Genomic DNA, 22,637 nt, shown 5'->3' on the forward strand with positions numbered 1-22,637 from the left:
TTACAGCATGGCTTTCAGCAGACGCGCCATTTCGGACGGGTTTTTGGTGACGGTGATGCCGCAAGCTTCCATGATTTCCAGTTTGGCTTGTGCGGTGTCGGCGCCGCCGGAGATCAGCGCGCCGGCGTGGCCCATGCGCTTGCCCGGAGGAGCGGTAACACCGGCGATGAAGCCGACGACCGGTTTTTTCATGTTGTCTTTGATCCAATAAGCCGCGTTGGCTTCGTCTGGACCGCCGATTTCGCCGATCATGATAACCGCGTCGGTGTCAGGATCGTCGTTGAACATCTTCATGACGTCGATGTGCTTCAGACCGTTGATCGGGTCGCCGCCGATGCCGACTGCCGACGATTGGCCCAGGCCCAGCGCCGTCAGCTGACCGACTGCTTCATAGGTCAGGGTGCCCGAACGCGAAACCACGCCGATACGGCCCTTCTTGTGGATGTGACCTGGCATGATGCCGATCTTGATTTCGTCCGGGGTGATCAGACCTGGGCAGTTAGGGCCCAGCAGCAGGGTCTTCGAGCCGGCTTTGGCCATGCGGTCCTTCAGGGCCATCATGTCGCGGACAGGAATGCCTTCGGTGATGCAAATTGCCAGGTCCAGCTCGGCTTCCACGGCTTCCCAAATAGCGGCGGCGGCGCCTGCTGGTGGGACGTAGATGACCGACACGTTGGCGCCGGTTTCTTTTTTCGCTTCAGCGACGTTGGCGAAAATTGGAATGCCTTCGAAGTCTTCGCCGGCTTTCTTTGGGTTCACGCCTGCGACGAACGCATTTTTGCCGTTCGCGTAATCGCGGCAGCCACGGGTGTGGAACTGGCCGGTCTTGCCGGTGATCCCTTGGGTAACGACTTTGGTATCTTTATTGATCAGAATGGACATGTTGATTCCTTAATTAAGCTTGACCGGCAGCGGCGGCGACGACGCTCTTCGCTGCATCTTCCATGGTGTCGGCAGCGATGATAGGCAGACCGGAATCGGCCAGCATCTTCTTGCCCAGGTCTTCGTTGGTGCCCTTCATGCGGACGACCAGCGGCACGTTCAGCGAGACAGCTTTCACAGCGGTGATCACGCCTTCGGCGATCACGTCGCAGCGCATGATGCCGCCGAAGATGTTGACCAGGATGGCTTTCAGGCCTGGGTTTTTCAGCATGATCTTGAATGCTTCGGTGACTTTCTCAGCCGTCGCACCGCCGCCCACGTCCAGGAAGTTGGCCGGCTCGCCGCCGAACAGCTTGATGGTGTCCATGGTGGCCATGGCCAGACCGGCGCCGTTAACCAGGCAGCCGATGTTGCCGTCGAGGGAGATGTAGGCCAGGTCGAATTTCGATGCTTCGACTTCAGCTGGATCTTCTTCGTCCAGATCGCGGTAAGCGACGATTTCCGGTTGACGGAACAGCGCGTTGGCGTCGAAGTTGAACTTGGCGTCCAGAGCGATGACTTTGCCCGAACCGGTCAAGATCAGCGGGTTGATTTCGGCCAGCGACGAATCGGTTTCCCAGTAGGCTTTGTACAGGCCTTGCAGGTTGGCGCGGGCGTCGGCGATCGACTCGGCAGGCACGCCGATTTTGGTCGAGATCGCGTCGGCATCAGCGTCGGTCAGGCCGACGGCTGGATCGATGGCGATCGAGTGCAGCAGTTCTGGGTGGGACTCGGCAACTTCTTCGATGTCCATGCCGCCTTCGGAGGAAGCCATCAGGACAACGCGCTGCGAAACGCGGTCGGTGACCAGCGAAACGTACAGTTCTTTCTTGATGTCCGCGCCTTCTTCGATCAGCAGGCGGCGTACTTTTTGGCCTTCAGGGCCGGTCTGGTGCGTGACCAGCTGCATGCCCAGGATCTGCTCGGAGAATTCTTTGACTTGTTCCAGCGATTTCGCAACTTTCACGCCGCCGCCTTTACCACGGCCACCGGCGTGGATTTGTGCTTTCACAACCCAGACCGGGCCGCCCAAGGTTTCCGCAGCTTTAACTGCTTCTTCAACGGACATGCACGGAATACCGCGCGGAACCGTCACTCCGTATTTTCGGAGGATTTCTTTGCCTTGATACTCATGGATTTTCATGCTGGCTTCCCTTCTGATGCTGATGTGTATAAATCGGTTGATACTGCGAAATGTGTGATGCTAGATAAGCAGATGTTGCTACGCGCTACCCGGTGCTGCTTTGTCCACCCAGCGCGGGTAAAACCGGCCCGTGCGACGGCGTCGTGACGCAGTGCGGGGCAATGTTTTGGAATTGAGGGGTGTGGCGACGATCAGGGGGGTGCTGCCAGCGCGAGGGCCGGAGGTGAAACAGGCGTCAATCTTCCATAGGCAACCGGTATGCGGATATGCTGGGACGACCGTGCGGAACGCACGACAGTGAACTGGTATTGACAGTGACATAAGAATATACCGCTCTCGCGGCATGAGTTAGTTAGCAGCCTTGCGCATTTCTCTTATCGAAAATGCACGTTGCCGTAGCTTCTACGGACAACCACCGCACCCACGGTGCTGCAAAAACCCTAAAAGTGTAGCACACCCCAGCCCGACTTGCGACGTGCCTGATGCCAAGTTCTTCATAAATGCTGCGGCGCGGGGGAAATGGTGTCGCGTGATGGCACCGCCGGATTTCGATATCTGGTGGAAAGGGGATGTGATGAATTTAGTGGTCGTCGAACTCGTCGAGGTCGACGCCTTTCATCGCGGCTTGCACGGCGCGCTGGGAAAAACCACGCAGCATCAGAAACCGCATCTGCTTGTTGCGCTCCTTCGGGTCGGTGGCGACCACGCCGAATTTGCGCTCCCACACTTCGCAGGCGCGCGCCGTTTCGCTGTCGGCCAGGCCGGCTTTAAGTTCCTGCAACGCTTCGCCTTTGACGCCGTGGCTCTGCAATTCCGCCACGATCCGGCTGTTGCCGAAGCGCGCGGAGCGGCGGTGGATCAGCGATTCCGAAAACCGCTCCTGCGATAGCCAGTTGTTTTTTTCCAGCAGGTCGAGCAAGGCTTCGATGTCGTCGCCCTCCTCCGCATACTTGGACAGCTTGCGGCCCAGCTCCAGCCGGCTGTGTTCGCGCATCGACAGAAACCGCAGCGCGCGTGCCTTCAGGCTAAGTTGAGGTGCGGCCATAAAACCCTCTGCACAATGAGAAAACCACCGGCCATGTGGCGCGGTGGTCGGTTGGGGCATCGGCGGGGCGGCGTTTTAACCCGCACGACGCATAGCCCCGGGGTCTGACGGGGACGCCGAGACCCCTTGGGGTCAGACCCCTCTGGTGTGGGGTTGCTTACGCCGCGTCGGCCTTGTCGCCTTTGTCCGCCTTGTCGACGGACTTCAGCTTGACGACGCTCTCGGCCTTGTCGGCGGCCAGCGGCGGCAAGGTGCGCACGCCCAGCGATTCGCGGACCTTGTTTTCGATTTCCCACGCCAGCGCCGGACGCTCCTGCAGGAAGATACGGGCGTTGTCCTTGCCCTGGCCGACGCGCTCGCCGTTGTAGCTGTACCACGAACCGGACTTCTCGACGATCTTCGCTTCCACGCCCAGGTCCAGGATTTCGCCTTCGCGCGAGGTGCCGGCGCCGTACAGGATGTCGAAGTGCGCTTCCTTGAACGGTGGCGCGATCTTGTTCTTGACGACCTTGACCTTGGTTTCGTTACCGATCACCTCGTCGCCCGACTTGATCGAGCCGGTGCGGCGGATGTCCAGACGCACGGAGGCGTAGAACTTCAGCGCGTTACCACCGGTGGTGGTTTCCGGCGAACCGAACATGACGCCGATCTTCATACGGATCTGGTTAATGAAGATAACCAGGGTGTTGGTGCGGTTGATCGAGCCGGTCAGCTTGCGCAGCGCTTGCGACATCAGACGGGCTTGCAGGCCCGGCAGCGAATCGCCCATGTCGCCTTCGATCTCGGCGCGTGGCGTCAGCGCGGCGACGGAGTCGATGACGACCAGGTCGACCGAGCCCGAACGCACCAGCGCGTCGCAGATTTCCAGCGCTTGCTCGCCGGTGTCCGGCTGCGAGATCAGCAGTTCGTGCAGGTTGACGCCCAATTTTTGGGCATAGCCGACGTCCAGCGCGTGTTCCGCGTCGATGAACGCGCAGGTGCCGCCCAGTTTTTGCATTTCCGCGATGGTTTGCAGCGTCAGCGTGGTTTTACCGGACGACTCAGGACCGTAGATTTCCACCACGCGGCCGCGCGGCAGGCCGCCCACGCCCAGCGCGATGTCCAGGCCCAGCGAGCCGGTCGACACCACTTGCACGTCCTCGATCGGCGCGTTGGCGTCCATGCGCATGACGGAGCCTTTGCCGAATTGCTTTTCAATCTGTGCCAGCGCGGCGGCCAGCGCCTTGGCTTTTTCAGATGCGGGAATTACAGCTTTTTTGTCGTCCATAATGTGCTTTCAACCAGTGGGTGGTGGGACAATTCGTCGGTTCAGGCAGTACTGTATAAAAAAACAGTGATCAATGCAAGCGGATTTCTACAGAATCGGCGAAATCGTACAAAAACTCGCCACCTTGCGGGAAATGAAACACAATACAAGCTTCTGTAGCCGGAGTGTTCTGACATGCGTATTTTACTAGCCGAAGATGACAGCGTGCTGGCCGATGGGCTGACGCGTTCGCTGCGCCAGTCCGGCTACGCCATCGATTGCGTCCGCAACGGCCAGGAGGCCGACACCGCCCTGTCGACCCAGGAATTCGATCTGCTGATCCTGGACCTGGGCCTGCCCAAGCTGTCCGGCCTGGAGGTGCTGCGCCGCCTGCGCTCGCGCTCGTCGCTGCTGCCGGTGCTGATCCTGACGGCGGCCGATTCCATCGAACAACGGGTCAACGGCCTCGACCTGGGCGCCGACGATTACATGGCCAAGCCGTTCGCGCTGTCCGAGCTGGAGGCGCGGGTGCGCGCGCTCACGCGCCGGGGCGCCGGCGGCGGCGCCACCATCATCAAGCACGGGCCGCTGTCGTACGACCAGGTCGGCCGCAGCGCCTATATTAACGACCAGATGCTGGACCTGTCGGCGCGCGAACTGGGCCTGCTGGAAATCCTGCTGGCGCGCACCGGCCGCCTGGTATCGAAAGAACAACTGGTCGACCACCTGTGCGAATGGGGCGAGGAAGTGAGCAACAACGCCATCGAGGTTTATGTGCACCGGCTGCGCAAAAAGATCGAGGTGGGCGGCGTGCGCATCGCCACCGTGCGCGGGCTGGGCTACTGCCTGGAGAAATATTCCGAAGCGGCCCGCGTCAGCGCCAACGTCGACATCGGCGACGCCGTCAAGTGAACCGCCTGCCCGCGCCCGAGCAGTTGTCCGAGCAGTTCAAGGACGCGGACGCGGACGGCCCGGAATACCAGCCGCCCGCCGCCGAGGCCGACGAGGGCGTGCAAAACTCGCTGTTCGGCGAGATCCTCGACTGGATGCTGGCGCCGCTGCTGTTGCTGTGGCCGATGAGCATCGCCATCACCTACCTGGTTGCGAAGTCGATCGCCAACCAGCCGTTCGACCACGCGCTGGAGGACAGCGTGACGGTGCTGGCGCAGCAGGTGCGCTCGATCGACGGCAAGATCATCAAAAGCCTGTCCGGCTCGGCGCGCGACATCCTGCGCGCCGACGACGTCGACAATGTGTACTTCCAGATCCACGGCCCGCGCGGCGAGCACATCGACGGCGACCGCGACCTGCCGCCGCCGCAGGTGGAAGAGGACGAACACTACCGCGCCGGCAGCGTGCGCTTCCGCAACGACAGCATGCACGGCACGCCGGTGCGCGTGGCCTATTCTTATGTGCGGCTGGAAAGGGTCGGCGACGACGAGCCGCAGCTGGCGCTGGTGCAGGTGGCCGAGACCCTGGAAAAGCGCGGCCAGTTGGCCAACGAGATCATCAAGGGCGTGATCCTGCCGCAGTTCATCATCCTGCCCATCGTGCTGGCCCTGGTGTGGTTCGCGCTGGCGCGCGGGCTGTCGCCGCTGGCGCAGTTGCAGGAGCGCATACGCGCGCGCGGCTCGGACGACCTGAGCCCCATTGAATCGAGCGACGTGCCGGAGGAGATTTCGCCGCTGGTGCGCTCGCTCAACGAGATGCTGGCGCGGCTGTCGCTGTCGATCGAGATGCAAAAACGCTTCATCGCCGACGCCGCGCACCAGATGCGCACGCCGCTGGCGGGCATGCGCATGCAATCGGAGCTGGCGCTGCGCCAGACCGACGGCGGCGAGATCCACCGCTCGCTGGAACAGCTGGCCAAGAGCTCGCAGGCGGCCACGCGGCTGGTGAACCAGCTGCTGGCCCTGGCGCGCGCCGAGAACCAGCCGCAGACCGGCACCGCCATGCTGCCGCTGGAACTGTCCGAGCTGGCGCGTAGCGTGGTGCAGGATTGGGTGCAGGCCTCGTTCTCGCACCGCATCGACCTGGGCTACGAGGCGCCGCACCACCCGGTGCAGATCGTTGGCGATCCGACCATGCTGCGCGAGCTGCTGTCCAACCTGATCGACAACGCGCTGCGCTACACGCCGGCCGGCGGCAGCGTGACGGTGCGGGTGCGCGGCCACCAGGGCGAGCCGGGCTATCTGGAAGTCGAGGACACCGGCCCGGGCATCGCCAAGGCCGAGCGCGAGCGGGTGTTCGAGCGCTTTTACCGCATCCTCGGCCACACCGCCGAAGGCAGCGGCCTGGGGCTGGCGATCGTACGCGAGATCGCCCAGCAGCACGGCGCCGAGGTCGACATCTACAGCAATCCCCGTTCGCTGCAACCGAAGCTGCCGGGCTGCCTGTTCCGCGTCAGCTTCCCGCCGCCGCCACCGCCGGAAGAAGAAAACGAAGCGCCACATTATGGATGACACCAAGGCCCCGACCACCCCACCGCTGACGCGCAAACAGCACTGGCGCAAGACCCGCGCCATGACCGGCTGGCTATTGCTGCTGTGGCTGCTCACCGGCTTCTGCGTCGCCTTCTTCGCGCGCGAGCTGACGGGGCTCAGCGTGTTCGGCTGGCCGTTGTCGTTCTACCTGGCCGCGCAGGGCGCCTCGCTGGTGTCGCTGGCCATCCTGGCGTTCTACGCCTGGCGCATGCGCCGCCTCGACCTGGCGGCCACATCGCCCAGGTCATCGGTCCAGCCATCGGCCCTGAAGGAGCCGCGCGCTTGAAAGAGAACAGTTCCTTCTTCCGGCGGCTGAGCCGCTACTACCTGCTATTCACGCTCGGCTTCGTCTTCTTCCTGATCTCGCTGGCCGTGCTGGAACAAGAGGGCATGCCGCGCGTGTGGATCGGCTACCTGTTCATGTTCGCCACCATCGTGCTGTACGCCACGCTGGGCGTGCTCAGCCGTACCTCCAACGTGCTGGAATACTACGTCGCCGGGCGCCGCGTGCCGGCCATGTTCAACGGCATGGCCACCGCCGCCGACTGGATCTCGGCCGCCAGCTTCATCAGCCTGGCCGGCGGCCTGTATCTGCACGGCTTCGACGGCCTGGCCTACATCATGGGCTGGACCGGCGGCTATTGCCTGGTGGCGCTGCTGATCGCGCCCTACCTGCGCAAGTTCAGCCAGTACACCATCCCCGACTTCCTGGCCGTGCGCTACGGCGGCGCCAGCGGCGACATCAGCCGGGGCGGCCGCGCTGTGCGCATCATCGCCGTCATCGCCACCATCATCGTCTCGTTCACCTACGTGGTGGCGCAGATCTACGCGGTCGGGCTGATCGCCTCGCGCTTCACCGGCGTCGACTTCTCGGTCGGCATTTTCCTCGGCCTCGCCAGCATCCTGGTGTGCTCCTTCCTGGGCGGCATGCGCGCCATCACCTGGACCCAGGTGGCGCAATACATCATCATCCTGGTCGCCTTCCTGATGCCGGCCATCTGGCTGTCGGCCAAGCACAGCGACAACCCGATCCCGCAGGTGGCCTACGGCAAGCTGCTGCCGCAGCTGAGCGCGCGCGAGGCGGTGCTGCAGGAGGACCCGAAGGAGGCCGAGGTGCGCGCCATCTTCCGCCAGCGCGCCGACGATTATCAGTTGCGCCTCAACACCCTGCCATCGTCGTGGGAGGCCGGACGGCTGCAAATGCAGCGCAAGCTCGACGACGTTAAGCTGCGCAACGCCTCGCTGCTGGAGATCCGCAACGCCGAGCGCGCGATGATCGCCTATCCCAAGGACGCCGACGAGGCGGCGCGCATGTGGTCGGACGCGCGCGCCCAGAACCTGGCCCGCGCCGAGCCGATCACGCCGCACGCCACGCCCTACCCCGGCGATCCGGCCACCTCCGACATCAAGCGCAACAACTTCCTGGCGCTGGTGTTCTGCCTGATGTTGGGCACGGCCGCGCTGCCGCACATCCTGATGCGCTCGTACACCACGCCGTCGGTGCACGAGACGCGCGTGTCGGTGTTCTGGACCCTGTTCTTCATCCTGCTGATCTACCTGACCATCCCGGCGCTGGCGGTGCTGGTCAAGTACGACATCTACAGCGCGCTGGTCGGCAGCGACTTCTCGCACCTGCCCAACTGGGTGTCGTACTGGAGCAATGTCGACAAGATCAATCCGCTGTTCAGCATCAGCGACATCAACCGCGACGGCGTGGTGCAGCTGGCCGAGATCACCATCGACGCCGACGTGCTGGTGCTGGCCACGCCGGAGATCGCCGGCCTGCCGTACGTGGTCTCCGGCCTGGTGGCGGCCGGCGGGCTGGCGGCGGCGCTGTCGACCGCCGACGGCCTGCTGCTGGCGATCTCCAACGCGCTGTCGCACGACATCTATTACAAGATCGTCGACCGCACCGCCTCCACGCAAAAGCGCGTGACGATCTCCAAGCTGCTGCTGCTGGGGGTGGCCTTCATCGCCGCCTACGCCGCCTCGACCAAGCCCGGCGACATCATCTCGCTGGTCGGCGCGGCGTTCTCGCTGGCCGGCTCGGCGATGTTCCCGGCGCTGGCGCTGGGCGTGTTCTGGAAGCGCGCCAACCACCAGGGCGCCGTGGCCGGCATGATCGCCGGCTTCTCCGTGTGCCTGTATTACATGTTGCACACCAATCCCATCCTCGGCGGCAGCGCGGCCGGCCAGTGGTTCCACATCGCGCCGATCTCGGCCGGCATCTTCGGCGTGCCGGCGGGCCTGCTGACGATGGTCGTCGTCAGCCTGATGACGCCGGCGCCGGACCCGGAGACCGCCGCGCTGGTCGATTACATTCGCGCGCCCGAACACAAGGACATGTAACGTTACATTTCAGGCATCAAGGAGATATGACGGATTTGATAACTGGATGATACCCTGCGGAAGTTATCCTACTTTCATAGAGTGTCATGAAATTCAAGCCATTGCTCGTCCGTTCCACACTTATCGCGTTGACCTTGCTGGCGTTGTCGCCGGCGGCGACGGCAGCCGCCGACGATGCGCCGGCCATCACCGCCGCCGCGCGTCCGCCGATCGCCGACTTCTTCAGCAATCCCGAGTTCAGCGGCGCGCTGCTCTCGCCCAGCGGAAAATATCTGGCCGTGCGCATGGGCAAAAAGGACCATCGCGACATGCTGGCCGTGATCACGCTCAGCGACAACAGCGTCAAGGCCGTGGGCAACTTCAGCGACGCCGACATCGGCAGCTTCGACTGGGTCAACGACGAGCGGCTGGTGTTCACCGCCACCGACCGCACCGTCGGCCAGGGGGACGCGCGCTACGCCCCCGGCCTGTACTCGGTCAACCGCGACGGCAGCAAGTTCATCCAGCTGGCCAGCCGCGCCGGCCAGCCCTTCATCACGGCGGGCGGCGCCACCGCCATCCACAGTCGCGAGCTGCTGCCGTGGAATACCTATTTGCTGGGCCAACGGACCAAGCAGGATTCCGAGTTCGTCTACGTGGTCAAACCGGCCATCCAACGGCCCGGGCAAATCGACTACATCGAGCTCGAACGCCTCAACACGCTGACCGGGCGCTACACGGCGTTCAGACGGCCCGGCGACAGCATGTCCTGGCTGCTCGACAACGACGGCGAGCCGCGCCTGACTGCCACGGTCGAGAAGGGCATCAAGACGATCTACTACCGCGACCCGGCCAAGGAGCAGGAATGGCGCAAGCTCGTCAGCTTCAACAACTACACCGGCGGCAAGGGCGCGTTCAGGCCGCTCGCGTTCGGGCCGGACGGCACGCTGTATGTGACCAGCAACGCCGGCCAGGACAAGACGGCCGTCTACACCTTCGATCTGGCCGCCAATAAAATCTCGGAACAGCCGGTGATCGTGCTCGACGGCTATGATTTCACAGGCAATCTCATCTTCGGGGACAACAAACTGCTGGGCGTGCGGCGCCTGACGGACGCCTGGGACACGACCTGGCTCGACGCCGGCATGAAGGCGATGCAGGCCAAGATCGACGAGATGCTGCCCAACACCATCAACCTGCTGTCCCTGCCGACCCGGCCGGAGTCGCCGTGGGTGCTGGTGGAATCGTACTCGGACCTGTTTCCACCGCGCGCGATGCTCTACAACAGCGACACCAAAAAACTCAATTTGATCGGCGGCACCCATCCGCAAATCGATCCGACGCGGATGGCGCCGCAATCCTTGGTCCACTACAAGGCGCGCGACGGCCTGGTGATTCCGGCGTGGCTGACCATGCCGCGCGGCGCCAACAAAAACCTGCCGCTGGTAGTGCTGGTGCACGGCGGCCCCTACGTTCGCGGCGGCAGCTGGGGCTGGGATGCCGACGCCCAGTTCCTGGCCTCGCGCGGCTACGCGGTGCTGGAGCCGGAGTACCGCGGCAGCACCGGCTTCGGCAGGAAGCTGTTTCGCGCCGGCTGGAAGCAATGGGGCTTGAAAATGCAGGACGACATCGCCGACGGCGCGCGCTGGGCCATCGCCCAGGGCACCGCCGACGCCAAGCGCATCTGCATCGCCGGCGCCAGCTACGGCGGCTATGCCACGTTGATGGGCCTGGTCAACGATCCCGACCTGTACAAATGCGGCATCGACTGGGCCGGCGTGACCGACATCAACCTGCTGTACGACGGCCAATGGAATTACACGTCCGACCTGGACGACGCCTGGAAGCAATACGGCATGCCGACCCTGGTCGGCGACCAGGTCAAGGACGCCGAGCAGTTGAAGGCCACCTCGCCGCTGGTGCAGGCGGCGCGCATTAAGCAGCCGCTGCTGCTGGCCTACGGCGGCGCCGACATGCGCGTGCCGCTGCCGCACGGCACACGGTTCTACAAGGCCGTCAAGGAAGGCAACCCCAACGTCGAATGGATCGAGTACGAGGAGGAAGGCCACGGCTGGGCGTTGCCGAAAAACCGCATCGACTTCTGGGGACGGGTGGAGAAATTCCTGGACAAAAATATCGGCCCTGCGGCCGCGCCGTAGGCCGCCAGCAACAGCATCATGGAGAAATGTGGCGGATTTGATAACCCGGTGGTATTGTTCGACACTTCCAATATTCCACCGCCCGCCCCAATGCGATTTCATCAGCTGTTAGTCCGCGCCACCCTGACGGCCGCCGCCGCATGCATGGTCCAAATCCCGACCGCACACGCCGCCGACGCGGCGGCCTTGGGCGCCGCGACCACGCAAGCGCCGCCGATCGCCGCGTTCTATGACAACCCAAGCTTCAGCGGCGCGCTGCTCTCGCCCAGCGGCAAGTATCTGGCCGTGCGCGTGGCCGGCAAGGACAGCCGCGATCGCCTGGGCGTGATGACGTTGAGCGACTCCAGCGTCAAGGTGGTGGGCGCCTTCACCGACGCCGACATCGGTTCCTTCCAGTGGGTCAACGACGAGCGGTTGGTGTTCACCGCCACAGACCGCAGCGTCGGCCAGGGCGATGTGCGCTATGCGCCGGGGCTGTTCGCGATCGACCGCGACGGCAGCAAGTTCCTGCAACTGGTCGCCCGCAGCGGCAAACCGTTCGTCACCGGCGGCAGCTTCGGCGCCCGCAGCCGCGAAATGCTGCCATGGAACACCTATTTGCTGGGCCAGAAGAACGGCCAGAATTCCGACGACATCTACGTCACCTACCGCGCCGTCACCAACCATGGCCAGATCGACTATGTCGATCTGCAGCGCCTCAACACGACCACCGGCCGCTATACGTCGTTCAAGCGTCCCGGCAACAGCATGAACTGGCTGCTCGACAACAACGGCGAGCCGCGCCTGACCACCACCATCGAAGGCAGGACCAGCACCATTTATTACCGCGACCCGGCCAAGGACGACGAATGGCGCAAGCTCGTCAGCTTCGACGCCTACACCGGCGGCAAGGACGCCTTCAGCCCGCTGGCCTTCGGGCCGGACGGCACCTTGTACGTGATCAGCCATGCCGACCAGGACAAGTCGGCCGTGTATACCTTCGACTTCGCCACCAACAAGATTTCCGACCAACCGGTGGTGCGGCTGGCGGACTACGACTTCAGCGGCAGCCTGCTGTTCGGCAAGGGCAAGCTGCTCGGCGTGCGCCGCCTGACCGACGCGCGCGACACCGATTGGCTCGACGACGGCATGAAGGCGATGCAGGCCCAGGTCGACCGGATGCTGCCCAACACCGTCAACCTGCTGTCGCTGCCGACACGGCCGGCGTCGCCGTGGGTGATGGTGACGGCTTATTCCGACCTGTTCCCGGCGCGCACGATGATCTACAACAGCGACACCCAAAAATTGCGCCTGCTCGGCAACAGTCATCCGCAAATCGACCCCGAGCGGATGGCCCAACAAACGCTGGTGCGCTACAAGGCGCGCGACGGTCTGGAGATTCCAGCCTGGCTGACCCTGCCCAAGGGCGGCGGCAAGAACCTGCCGATGGTGGTGCTGGTCCACGGCGGCCCCTACGTGCGCGGCGGCAGCTGGGGCTGGGATGCGAACACCCAGTTCCTGGCCTCGCGCGGCTACGCGGTGCTGGAGCCGGAGTTTCGCGGCAGCACCGGCTTCGGCACCAAGCATTTCCGCGCCGGATGGAAGCAATGGGGCTTGAAGATGCAGGACGACATCGCCGACGGCGCGCGCTGGGCCATCGCCCAGGGCACGGCCGACCCCAAGCGCATCTGCATCGCCGGCGCCAGCTACGGCGGCTACGCCACCTTGATGGGCCTGATCAACGACCCGGACCTGTACAAATGCGGCGTCAACTGGATCGGCGTGACCGACATCAACCTGCTGTACGACGGCCACTGGAACTTCACCTCCGACCTGCCCGACGGCTGGAAGCAGTACGGCATGCCGGAGTTGATCGGCGACCAGGTCAAGGACGCCGAGCAACTGAAGGCCACCTCGCCGCTGCTGCAGGCGTCGCGCATCAAGCAACCGCTGTTGCTGGCCTACGGCGGCGCCGACCGGCGCGTGCCGCTGCCGCACGGCACCAAGTTCCACAAGGCAGTGAAGGAGGGCAACCCCAACGTCGAATGGATCGAGTACGAGGAGGAAGGCCACGGCTGGACGCTGCCGAAGAACCGCATCGATTTCTGGGGCCGGGTGGAGAAATTCCTGGACAAGAATATCGGCCCGAACATGACGCAGCCCTGAGCGCCAAAGCCGTTCGTTAATCAAAATATCTAACTATAATAACTATGAGACTCAACCAACTCCTCCTCCGCAGCGCCCTGGCGGCGGCTGCCGCCTTCGCCGCCCAGTGGTCCGCCGCGCATGCCGCCGACACGCCGGCGGCGGCCACTCCCCCGGCGCGGCCGCCGATCGCCAGCTTCTTCTCCAATCCGTCCTTCAACGGCGCCATGCTGTCGCCCAACGGCCGCTATCTGGCCGCCTTCACCGGCGCCCAAGGGCGGCGCGACGGCCTGGCAGTGGTCGACCTCGGCGACATGAGCGCGCGCATGGTGGCCCAGTTCTCCGACACCGATATCGGCGAGGCGCGCTGGGTCAACAACGACCGCCTGATGTTCAGCACGACCGACAAGACCACCGGCCAGCGCGACCTGCGCTTCGGTCCCGGCCTGTTCGCGGCCAACCGCGACGGCAAGGGTTTTCGCCAGTTGGCCAAGCGCAACTCGCCGTTCGTCACCAGTGGCGGCGACAGTGAAATGCTGCCATGGCACACCTTCATGCTCGAGCAGGACGGACCGCAGACCGGCGAGGACATCTACGTCAGCGACGCCGGCATCGTCAACCCCGGCATCCTGGTCTCGCTGGACCTGCTGCGCCTGAACACCCGCACCGGCGGCGCGAAACCGGTCGACCATCCCGGCGTGGCGCGCTCGTGGCTGCTCGACCAGAACGGCGAACCGCGCCTGGTCGAAACGCTGGACAAGAACATGCGCTCGATCCGCTACCTGGACCCGGCCACGCGGCAATGGCGCGTGCTGGCGACCTTCGACGCCTATGTCGGCGGCGACAACGAGTTCGATCCGCTGGCCTTCGGGCCCGACGGCGCGCTGTACGTCACCAGCAACCGTGGCGGCGACCGCAGCTCCCTGTATCGTTACGACCTGGCCCACAACAAACTGGGCGCATCCCTGGTAAGCCTGGACGGCTTCGATTTCCGCGGCCATCTGATCATCAGCAACAACAAGCTGCTCGGCGTGCGGGTGCATGCCGACGCCGTTGGCACGGCATGGTTCGATCCGGCCATGAAGGCGCTGCAGCAAACCGTCGACGCCAGGCTGCCCGGCACCATCAATCTGATCACACCCGCCCGCCGTCCGGAAACGCCGTGGGTGCTGGTGCAATCGTTCTCCGACCAGCAACCGTCGCGCTACCTGATTTTCAACACCGAGACCAAGCGCATGAGCGAGGTCGGCACCGTCGCCCCCGACATCAAGCCGGCCGAGATGGGCACGCGCGAGCTGGTGCGCTACGCCGCGCGCGACGGCCTCGACATCCCGGCCTGGCTGACGTTGCCGCCGGGCGGCCAGCACAAGAATTTGCCGATGGTGGTGCTGGTGCACGGCGGCCCCTTCGTGCGCGGCGGCAGCTGGAACTGGAACGCCGACGCCCAGTTCCTGGCCTCGCGCGGCTACGCGGTGCTGGAGCCGGAGTTTCGCGGCAGCACTGGCTATGGCGAAAAACATTTCCGCGCCGGCTGGAAGCAATGGGGCTTGAAGATGCAGGACGATATCGCCGACGGCACCCGCTGGGCGATCGCCCAGGGCACCGCCGACGCCAAGCGCATCTGCATCGCCGGCGCCAGCTACGGCGGCTACGCCACCTTGATGGGCCTGATCAACGATCCCGACCTATATAAATGCGGCATCGACTGGGTGGGCGTCACCGACATCGGCCTGATGTACGACGCCGGCTGGCGCTACAGCTCGGACATCTCCAACGACTGGAAGCAGTACGGCATGCCGCAGCTGGTAGGCGACCGGGTCAAGGACGCAGAGCAACTCAAGGCGACCTCGCCGCTGGAGCAGGCGGCCCGCATCAAGCAGCCGTTGCTGCTGGCCTACGGCGGCGCCGACCTGCGGGTGCCGCTGGTCCACGGCGTCAAGTTCTACGACGCCGTCAAGCGCACCAACCCGAACGTCGAGTGGGTTGAATACGCGGAGGAAGGCCACGGCTGGGCGCTGCCGAAAAACCGCATCGATTTCTGGGGCCGGGTGGAAAAGTTCCTGGATAAAAACATCGGTGGGAAGTAAAAAATTCGCTGTATAGTCACGGCTCAGTCTTATCAACGATAAGGAGCGGAACATGTCCTCAGGGAAAATTCTGGTCGCACAGGGCGGCGGCCCGACCGCCGTCATCAACCAGTCTCTGGCCGGCGTGGTGCTGGAGGCGCGCCGTTTCCGCGACGTCACCCGCGTCTACGGCGCCATGCACGGCGTGCGCGGCATCATCAACGAGGACTTCGTCGACCTCACGCGCGAGACCAGCAGCAACCTCGAACTGGTGGCGGCCACACGGTCGTCGGCGCTCGGTTCCACCCGCGACAAGCCGGACCTGCCGTACTGCGAAGAAATCTTCAAGGTGCTGCGCGCGCACGAGATCGAACAGTTCTACTACATCGGCGGCAACGACTCGTCCGACACGGTGCGCATCGTCAGCGAACAGGCGCAGCAGGCCGGCTATCCGCTGCGCTGCATGCACATCCCCAAGACCATCGACAACGACCTGGTCGGCAACGACCACACGCCCGGCTTCCCGTCGGCCGCGCGCTTTGTCGCGCAAGCGTTCGCCGGCGCCAACCTGGACAACGCCTCGCTGCCGGGCGTGTATGTCGGCGTGGTGATGGGCCGGCACGCCGGCTTCCTGACTGCCGCCTCGGCGCTAGGCAAGAAATTTCACGACGACGGCCCGCACCTGATCTACCTGCCCGAGCGCGTGTTCTCGCTCGACCAGTTCCTGCTCGATGTGAAAGCGGTCTACGAGCGCTACGGCCGCTGCGTGATCGCCGTCTCCGAAGGCATCCACGACGCCTCCGGCGAGGCCATCGCCAGCCTGCTGGCCAAGGAAGTCGAACGCGACGCGCACGGCAACGTGCAATTGTCGGGCACCGGCGCGCTGGCCGACCTGCTGTGCGACGAGATCAAGGCCAAGCTGGGCATCAAGCGCGTGCGCGGCGACACCTTCGGTTATCTGCAACGCTCGTTCATCGGCTGCGTGTCCGACGTCGACCAGCGCGAAGCGCGCGAGGTGGCCGAAAAAGCGGTGCAGTTCGCCATGTGGGGCGACCGCGACGGCTCGGTCGCCATCAAGCGCACCGGCTTTTACTCGGTCGACTACGAACTGCAGGCGCTGCAAGCGGTGGCCGGCAAGACGCGGGTGATGGAGGATGAGTTCATCAGCGCCAGCGGCACCGACGTCACGGAAGCGTTCCGGCTGTATCTGCGTCCCCTGCTCGGCTCGGGCATGCCGGACGCCTTCCGCCTGCGCCCGGCGCCGGTGGAGAAAATCCTTAAACGCTAAGTATCGGTAAATACAGGAATCAATGGTTATCAGAAGCACGGTTTTAGCATCGGTGGCATCGGTCGTACACGGTTTCGGCGGGCGGCACGACGACATGGCGCGGCACTTTCCAGAGTATTGGGAGCGGCGTCCGATGCAGCACGAACGGCACGGCACGCATATCGCCATCGCCGACAGCGAGCACCAGGACTGCGGCGAGGCCGACGGCATGTTCACCGAACGCCCCGGCCTATTGCTGGCCATCGCCACCGCCGACTGCGTGCCCGTGCTGTTGGCGCGCAAGGACGGCAAGGCCGTGGCCGCGCTGCACGTCGGCTGGCGCGGCGCCTACGCCGGCATCATCGCGCGCTTCGCCGAGATGCTGGCCGCGCGCGGCGAGCGGGCCGGCGACTGGCTGGCAGCGACGGGACCGGCGGCGGGCGACTGCTGCTATCAAGTCTCGCCGGAGCTGATCGCGCAATTCGGCGAGCGCTACGCCATGCCGGCGCGCGTCATTTCGTCGGAAGCGGGCAACCTGAACCTGGCCGGCATCGCCGCCTGGCAACTGGAGCGCGCCGGCTTCGTCAATTTTTCAGCCGCGCCGGAATGCACCATGTGCCATCCCGGCGACACCGGCTTCGCCTACCACAGCTACCGGCGCGACCGCGAAACGCGCACGCCGATCAAGGACGTCCAATGGTCAGTCATCGCCATCTCCCAATAATCCCGATAAGCTCGGCTTTAGCGTTGTCGCTCGCCATCGGCGCCGCCCCGGCCGCGTCGGCCGCGACGCTCGACCTGACCTTGCAGGATCAGGCGCGGCAGCGCGCGATCCCGATCGAACTGTCGCTGCCGGCCGTTCCGTGCACCAAGGCGCCCTGCCCGGTCGCCCTGCTCAGCGGCGGCTACGGCAACGGCTACAAGGAGTATCGCTTCCTGGTCGAGGAGCTGAACCGCGCCGGCTGGCTGGTGGTCAGCGTCGACCACCAATTGCCGACCGACGCCAAGCTCGACAGAAACGAAGATGTGGCACCGCAACTGAAGACCATGCGCCGCCGTGGCGTCGCCAACCTGCGCTTCGTGCAGGACAGTTTGAGCAAATCGCACCCCGGCTACGACTGGCGGCACGTGACCCTGATCGGCCACTCGCTGGGCGGCGACATCTCGGCCGAACGCGCCAGCGAAGGCGACCCGACGATCACCCGCGTGGTCACCCTGGACAACCGGCGCGGCGCGCTGCCGCGCACGGCGGCGGTGAAAGTGCTCTCGATCCGCGCCAGCGACACGCAAGCCGACCCCGGGGTGCTACCGGACGCGCAGGAGCAAAAACAATACGGCACCTGCATCGTCAGGCCGCCCGGCGCCAGGCACAACGACATGTACGACGGCGGCGGCGCCGAGCTCAAGGCCGCGATCGCCAAGGTCACGCAAGCGTTCCTCGTCAAAGGCGTGTGCGAAGCCGCCCCGTAATCAAAAGCACTCCAGGGTCAGGTCCTCCATTGCTACACGGGCTGGTCGGTATGGGTCGTTGGCGGGTCGCAGATGGCCGATTACGGCGTGCCGCCTAATCCGCCCTACGTGGTTTATTTTTGCTCAGTTCAATAAAAAAGCGGACGACGCGTTGGCGTGGTCCGCTTCTTTCTCGCAGGTAAACCTAGGCTTACACGACGATGGTCTGGTGCTCGTCGCCGACGCGGGCGCGGATCTTGCCGATGGTGTAGACGATCTCGCCGGCTTCTTCCAGCTGGGCGATGGCGGCGGCTGCGTTTTCCTGCGAGACGATCACCGTCATGCCGATGCCGCAGTTGAACACGCGGTGCATCTCGGCGTCGGCCACGCCGCCGTGCTGTTGCAGCCACGTGAACAGCGGTGGCAGCGTCCACGACTTCGAGTCCAGCTCGGCCACCAGGCCAGGCTGCAGCACGCGCGGGATGTTTTCAACCAGGCCGCCGCCGGTGATGTGCACCATGCCTTTGACTTCCATCGAGGCCATCAGCGCCAGCAGCGGCTTGACGTAGATGCGGGTCGGCTGCATCAGCACGTCGGCTAGTTTACGGCCATGGAAGTCGCCTTCCAGGTCCGGCTTGGCCACTTCGATGATCTTGCGCACCAGCGAGTAACCGTTCGAGTGCACGCCCGACGAGGCCAGGCCCAGGATGACGTCGCCAGGGGCGATCTTGGTGCCGTCGATGATCTTCGATTTTTCCACCGCGCCGACCGCGAAACCGGCCAGGTCGTACTCGCCGGCCGGGTACATGCTCGGCATTTCAGCCGTTTCGCCGCCGATCAGCGCGCAACCGGCCTGCTCGCAGCCCTGGGCGATGCCCTTGATGACGTCGGTGGCGATGGCCACGTCGAGCTTGCCGCAAGCAAAGTAATCCAGGAAGAACAGCGGCTCGGCGCCCTGCACCAGGATGTCGTTGACGCTCATGGCGACCAGGTCGATGCCGACCGTGTCATGGCGGTTGAGCTCGAATGCGAGCTTGAGCTTGGTGCCGACGCCGTCGGTACCGGACACCAGCACCGGCTCCTTATACTTCTTGCTGATCTCGAACATGGCGCCGAAACCGCCCAGGCCGCCCATGACGCCCTCGCGCATGGTGCGCTTGGCGAAAGGCTTGATTGCTTCGACTAAAGCGTCGCCCGCGTCGATATCGACGCCGGCGTCACGGTAGGACAGGGAAACATTTGAAGTTTGGCTCATGGTGTATTTCGCAGCGGAGGCGGTAAAATAGAAGGCGGAGACCGTTTCGTAACAAAATCGCACGTTTTCGGCGCTTTTCTGCACAAATCCGCGCAAATAAGCCTGCGCGAACCCGGTCAATCCGCTATTTTATCAAAATGCCTCGTCCACCTGCCGTTTTTAACCATCTAAATCACATTCCATGCCATTTCCCCTCGCGCTGGCGCACAAGCACACGGCATTCTGGCTGGCGGCGGGCGACCCATCCCCTTGGCATTTCGGCACCACGCGCCCCGGCGCCCCTCTATAATGCGTGACGTATCTAAAAAAAGCGTCAAGAAAAGCGTTATGCAAACGATCAAACCAAGGCGAACGCCATGAAACAGCTGGTGCTCGATTTAGGCGCGGACCAGGCGCACAGCCTCGCATCGTTCGAGGTGGGACAGAACGCCGAGGCGGCGGCGCTGATGGCGCAATTCGCCGATCGCAGCTCGCGCGAGCACTTCGCCTACCTGTGGGGCCTGGGCGGGGTGGGCAAGACCCACCTGCTCAAAGCCCTGGCCAGCGCCGGCGGCGAGGACGAGCAGCGCCGCGCGCGCTACATCTCGCCGTTCTCGATCGAGTCCGAGTTCCTGTATTCGCCCGAGGTGGACCTGTACCTGCTCGACGACTGCGAAAAACTGTCGCCGGTGGCGCAGATCGACGCCTTCGCGCTGTTTAACGAAATCCGCGCCAACAACGCCTTCATGGTCTGCAGCGGCGCCGTCGCCCCGGCCGTGCTGCCGGTGCGCGAGGACCTGCGCACCCGCATGGGCTGGGGCCTGATCTACCAGATCCACGGCCTGACCGACGACGAAAAGGTGGCCGCGCTGGGCGCCGCCGCCACCGCCCGCGGCTTGACGCTGTCGCCCGGCGTGATACCCTACCTGCTGTCCCATTTTCAGCGCGACATGCGATCGTTATCGACGATGCTCGACTCGCTGGACCAGTATTCCCTTGAAACCCAACGCCCGATCACCCTGCCGCTGTTGCGCGAGTGGTTGCAGGCGGAAGCGAAAGAATGACGAATCCCGCATGAAGCTTGCCCTCTTTGACCTTGACCACACGCTGCTGCCGATCGACTCCGACCACGAGTGGGGCGAGTTTTTAGTGCGCATCGGCGCAGTGGACGCGGCCACCTTCAAGCGCCGCAACGACGATTTCTACGCGCAGTACCAGGCCGGCACGATCGACCCGGTCGAATACCTGGAGTTCGCGCTCGGCACCCTGGCCGGCTTTTCGCCCGTGCGGCTGGCGGAAATGCAGGCCCAGTTCATGAACGAGGTGATCGTGCCGGCGATCCGCCCGGCCGCGCTGGCGCTGCTGAAAAAGCACCAGGACGCCGGCGACCTGGTGGCCATCGTCACGGCCACCAACCACTTCGTCACCGCGCCGATCGCCAAGGCGCTGGGCGTGGAGCACCTGATCGCGGCCATGCCGGAACTCGACGCCGAGGGCGTCATGACCGGCCGCCTGCTTGGCACGCCGACGCAGGGCCCCGGCAAGATCGTCCACACCAAGGCCTGGCTGGAAAAGATGGGCAAGACGCTGGAGGACTTCGACACCGTCTACTTCTACAGCGACTCGCACAACGACCTGCCGTTGATGTCGATCGTCTCGCACCCGATCGCCACCAACCCGAACGCCACCCTGAAAACGCACGCCACCGCTCAAGGCTGGGCTTTAATTGAACTATTCAATGATTAAGAAACTGATCCGAAAAATCCTCGGCACCAAAGACAAAACCGCCAAGGCCCGCGACACCAACACGCCGGTGATACTCGGCCCCGACGCCCACGGCATCGATCCGAAGCTGCTGTCGTCGAACGCGGTGCGCGTCACCAGCACCTTGCAGGAAGCCGGCTTCGAGGCCTTCGTCGTCGGCGGCGCGGTGCGCGACCTGCTGCTGGGCGTGAAGCCGAAAGACTTCGACATCGCCACCAACGCCACGCCGGAGCAGGTGCGCAAGCTGTTCCGCCGCGCCTTCATCATCGGCAAACGCTTCCAGATCGTGCACGTGATGTTCGGCCAGGACCTGCTGGAGGTGACCACCTTCCGCGGCACCACCTTGGACAACGCGCCCAAGGACGACCATGGCCGCGTCCTGCGCGACAACACCTTCGGCTCGCAAGCGGAGGACGCGGTGCGGCGCGACTTCACCATCAACGCCATGTACTACAACCCGGCCAACCAGCAGGTGCTGGACTACCACGGCGGCATCGAGGATATCCGCGCCAAGACCTTGCGCATCATCGGCCAGCCGGAGGCGCGCTACCGCGAAGACCCGGTGCGCATGCTGCGCGTGGTGCGCTTCGCCGCCAAGCTCAAATTCACCATCGAGCCGGTCACCGCCGCGCCGATTCCCGTGATGGCGTCGCTGATCGACAACGTGCCGCCGGCGCGCGTGTTCGACGAGATGCTCAAGCTCCTCATGAGCGGCCACGCGCTGGCCTGCCTGCAGCAGCTGCGCAAGGAAGGCCTGCACCACGGCCTGCTGCCGCTGCTCGACGTGGTGCTGGAGCAGCCGCTGGGCTTCAAGTTCGTCACGTTGGCGCTGGATTCGACCGACTCCCGCATCGCCGCCGGCAAGACGGTGTCGCCGGGCTTCCTGTTCGCCTCACTGCTGTGGCACCAGGTGCTGGAGAAGTGGACCGCCTACCGCGCGGCAGGCGAGCAGACCATTCCGGCGCTGCACCTGGCGGCCGACGACGTACTCGATTCGCAGACCGAGAAGCTGGCCTTGCAGCGCAAGATCGGCACCGACATGCGCGACATCTGGTCGATGCAGCCGCGCTTCGAGCGCCGCACCGGCAAGTCGCCTTACAAGCTGCTGGAGCACCTGCGCTTCCGCGCCGGCTACGACTTCCTGCTGCTGCGCTGCGCCTCCGGCGAGATCGACGCGGAGCTGGGCGAATGGTGGACCGCCTTCTACGAGGGCGACGAGGCCACCCGCGAGGACTTGATCGCGACGGCCGGCCAGTCGTCGTCTTCGTCGGGCCCCGGCGGCGCGGCGAGCAAGCGCAAACGCGCGCCGCGTCGCGGTGGCCGTAGCAAAGGCCCGGCGGCGGGCGGCGAAGGCGACGCGCCAAGCGCAGGCAGCACCGGCGCCGGCGGCGGCGAGTAATCCGTCCA

The 22,637-nt window shown here is 64.5% G+C and carries 18 protein-coding genes; 13 read left to right on the plus strand and 5 right to left on the minus strand.

The window, feature by feature from the left end; translation table 11 throughout:
* The 4 genes from sucD to recA form a co-directional block, all read right to left on the minus strand.
* The gene (gene sucD / locus NHH88_30545) at positions 1–882 is read right to left on the minus strand and encodes a succinate--CoA ligase subunit alpha (GenBank protein ID USX13931.1); all 882 of its coding nucleotides are present in this window, start codon (positions 880–882) and stop codon (positions 1–3) included.
* A gap of 13 nt (positions 883–895) precedes the next feature.
* Positions 896–2,065, minus strand: coding sequence for an ADP-forming succinate--CoA ligase subunit beta (gene sucC / locus NHH88_30550; GenBank protein ID USX13932.1), 1,170 nt, complete (start codon positions 2,063–2,065; stop codon positions 896–898).
* Between the two features lie 580 nt (positions 2,066–2,645).
* Complete coding sequence (gene recX, locus NHH88_30555; GenBank protein ID USX13933.1) at positions 2,646–3,110, minus strand: recombination regulator RecX; 465 nt, start codon at positions 3,108–3,110, stop codon at positions 2,646–2,648.
* Positions 3,111–3,267: 157 nt separating this feature from the next.
* Positions 3,268–4,377, minus strand: coding sequence for a recombinase RecA (recA, locus tag NHH88_30560; GenBank protein USX13934.1), 1,110 nt, complete (start codon positions 4,375–4,377; stop codon positions 3,268–3,270).
* Between the two features lie 174 nt (positions 4,378–4,551).
* On the opposite strand from recA, the gene NHH88_30565 reads away from it, so the two are divergent.
* The 10 genes from NHH88_30565 (at position 4,552) to NHH88_30610 (ending at position 18,253) form a co-directional block, all read left to right on the plus strand.
* Positions 4,552–5,268 (plus strand): response regulator transcription factor, encoded by a 717-nt coding sequence (locus tag NHH88_30565; protein USX13935.1) that lies wholly within the window; start codon positions 4,552–4,554, stop codon positions 5,266–5,268.
* Positions 5,269–5,291: 23 nt separating this feature from the next.
* Entirely contained in the window at positions 5,292–6,818 is a 1,527-nt protein-coding gene (locus NHH88_30570) for a sensor histidine kinase N-terminal domain-containing protein (protein USX17485.1), read from the plus strand.
* Positions 6,811–7,125 (plus strand): DUF4212 domain-containing protein, encoded by a 315-nt coding sequence (locus NHH88_30575; GenBank protein ID USX13936.1) that lies wholly within the window; start codon positions 6,811–6,813, stop codon positions 7,123–7,125. Before NHH88_30570 ends, NHH88_30575 begins: the two co-directional genes overlap by 8 nt.
* Positions 7,122–9,188 carry a cation acetate symporter gene (locus tag NHH88_30580; protein ID USX13937.1) on the plus strand — a complete coding sequence of 689 codons (2,067 nt, stop codon included), beginning with the start codon at positions 7,122–7,124 and terminating at the stop codon, positions 9,186–9,188. Before NHH88_30575 ends, NHH88_30580 begins: the two co-directional genes overlap by 4 nt.
* Before the next feature lie 86 nt (positions 9,189–9,274).
* Positions 9,275–11,326 (plus strand): prolyl oligopeptidase family serine peptidase, encoded by a 2,052-nt coding sequence (locus NHH88_30585; GenBank protein ID USX13938.1) that lies wholly within the window; start codon positions 9,275–9,277, stop codon positions 11,324–11,326.
* A gap of 90 nt (positions 11,327–11,416) precedes the next feature.
* On the plus strand, positions 11,417–13,471 hold the full coding sequence (locus tag NHH88_30590; protein ID USX13939.1) for a prolyl oligopeptidase family serine peptidase: 2,055 nt from the start codon (positions 11,417–11,419) through the stop codon (positions 13,469–13,471).
* A 44-nt stretch (positions 13,472–13,515) separates the two neighbouring features.
* Positions 13,516–15,537 (plus strand): prolyl oligopeptidase family serine peptidase, encoded by a 2,022-nt coding sequence (locus NHH88_30595; GenBank protein USX13940.1) that lies wholly within the window; start codon positions 13,516–13,518, stop codon positions 15,535–15,537.
* A gap of 52 nt (positions 15,538–15,589) precedes the next feature.
* On the plus strand, positions 15,590–16,804 hold the full coding sequence (locus tag NHH88_30600) for a 6-phosphofructokinase (protein ID USX13941.1): 1,215 nt from the start codon (positions 15,590–15,592) through the stop codon (positions 16,802–16,804).
* A gap of 133 nt (positions 16,805–16,937) precedes the next feature.
* On the plus strand, positions 16,938–17,507 hold the full coding sequence (locus tag NHH88_30605; protein ID USX13942.1) for a polyphenol oxidase family protein: 570 nt from the start codon (positions 16,938–16,940) through the stop codon (positions 17,505–17,507).
* 23 nt (positions 17,508–17,530) lie between these two features.
* Positions 17,531–18,253: a hypothetical protein gene (locus NHH88_30610; GenBank protein USX13943.1), complete on the plus strand. Its 723-nt coding sequence runs from the start codon at positions 17,531–17,533 to the stop codon at positions 18,251–18,253.
* Positions 18,254–18,443: 190 nt separating this feature from the next.
* On the opposite strand, the gene purM is transcribed toward NHH88_30610, so the two are convergent.
* Positions 18,444–19,487: a phosphoribosylformylglycinamidine cyclo-ligase gene (purM, locus tag NHH88_30615; protein USX13944.1), complete on the minus strand. Its 1,044-nt coding sequence runs from the start codon at positions 19,485–19,487 to the stop codon at positions 18,444–18,446.
* A gap of 356 nt (positions 19,488–19,843) precedes the next feature.
* Between purM and hda the strand changes: the two genes are divergently transcribed.
* From hda to pcnB, 3 genes are read left to right on the plus strand one after another with little or no spacing between them, the layout of a single operon-like run.
* Positions 19,844–20,530 (plus strand): DnaA regulatory inactivator Hda, encoded by a 687-nt coding sequence (gene hda / locus NHH88_30620; protein ID USX13945.1) that lies wholly within the window; start codon positions 19,844–19,846, stop codon positions 20,528–20,530.
* Positions 20,531–20,540: 10 nt separating this feature from the next.
* Complete coding sequence (locus NHH88_30625) at positions 20,541–21,212, plus strand: HAD-IB family hydrolase (protein USX13946.1); 672 nt, start codon at positions 20,541–20,543, stop codon at positions 21,210–21,212.
* Positions 21,205–22,629, plus strand: a complete 1,425-nt coding sequence (gene pcnB / locus NHH88_30630) for a polynucleotide adenylyltransferase PcnB (GenBank protein USX13947.1) — start codon at positions 21,205–21,207, stop codon at positions 22,627–22,629. The genes NHH88_30625 and pcnB overlap by 8 nt, the downstream gene beginning before the upstream one ends.
* Positions 22,630–22,637 lie beyond the last annotated feature (8 nt).

Source organism: Oxalobacteraceae bacterium OTU3CAMAD1 (assembly GCA_024123915.1).
Classification (GTDB): Bacteria; Pseudomonadota; Gammaproteobacteria; order Burkholderiales; family Burkholderiaceae_D; genus Rugamonas.

Coding starts and splice junctions, on each gene's coding strand:
- sucD (USX13931.1), bottom strand. CDS start 882: ATGTCCATTCTGATCAATAAAGATACCAAAGTCGTTACCCAAGGGATC.
- sucC (USX13932.1), bottom strand. CDS start 2,065: ATGAAAATCCATGAGTATCAAGGCAAAGAAATCCTCCGAAAATACGGA.
- recX (USX13933.1), bottom strand. CDS start 3,110: ATGGCCGCACCTCAACTTAGCCTGAAGGCACGCGCGCTGCGGTTTCTG.
- recA (USX13934.1), bottom strand. CDS start 4,377: ATGGACGACAAAAAAGCTGTAATTCCCGCATCTGAAAAAGCCAAGGCG.
- NHH88_30565 (USX13935.1), top strand. CDS start 4,552: ATGCGTATTTTACTAGCCGAAGATGACAGCGTGCTGGCCGATGGGCTG.
- NHH88_30575 (USX13936.1), top strand. CDS start 6,811: ATGGATGACACCAAGGCCCCGACCACCCCACCGCTGACGCGCAAACAG.
- NHH88_30585 (USX13938.1), top strand. CDS start 9,275: ATGAAATTCAAGCCATTGCTCGTCCGTTCCACACTTATCGCGTTGACC.
- NHH88_30590 (USX13939.1), top strand. CDS start 11,417: ATGCGATTTCATCAGCTGTTAGTCCGCGCCACCCTGACGGCCGCCGCC.
- NHH88_30595 (USX13940.1), top strand. CDS start 13,516: ATGAGACTCAACCAACTCCTCCTCCGCAGCGCCCTGGCGGCGGCTGCC.
- NHH88_30600 (USX13941.1), top strand. CDS start 15,590: ATGTCCTCAGGGAAAATTCTGGTCGCACAGGGCGGCGGCCCGACCGCC.
- NHH88_30605 (USX13942.1), top strand. CDS start 16,938: ATGCAGCACGAACGGCACGGCACGCATATCGCCATCGCCGACAGCGAG.
- purM (USX13944.1), bottom strand. CDS start 19,487: ATGAGCCAAACTTCAAATGTTTCCCTGTCCTACCGTGACGCCGGCGTC.
- hda (USX13945.1), top strand. CDS start 19,844: ATGAAACAGCTGGTGCTCGATTTAGGCGCGGACCAGGCGCACAGCCTC.
- NHH88_30625 (USX13946.1), top strand. CDS start 20,541: ATGAAGCTTGCCCTCTTTGACCTTGACCACACGCTGCTGCCGATCGAC.
- pcnB (USX13947.1), top strand. CDS start 21,205: ATGATTAAGAAACTGATCCGAAAAATCCTCGGCACCAAAGACAAAACC.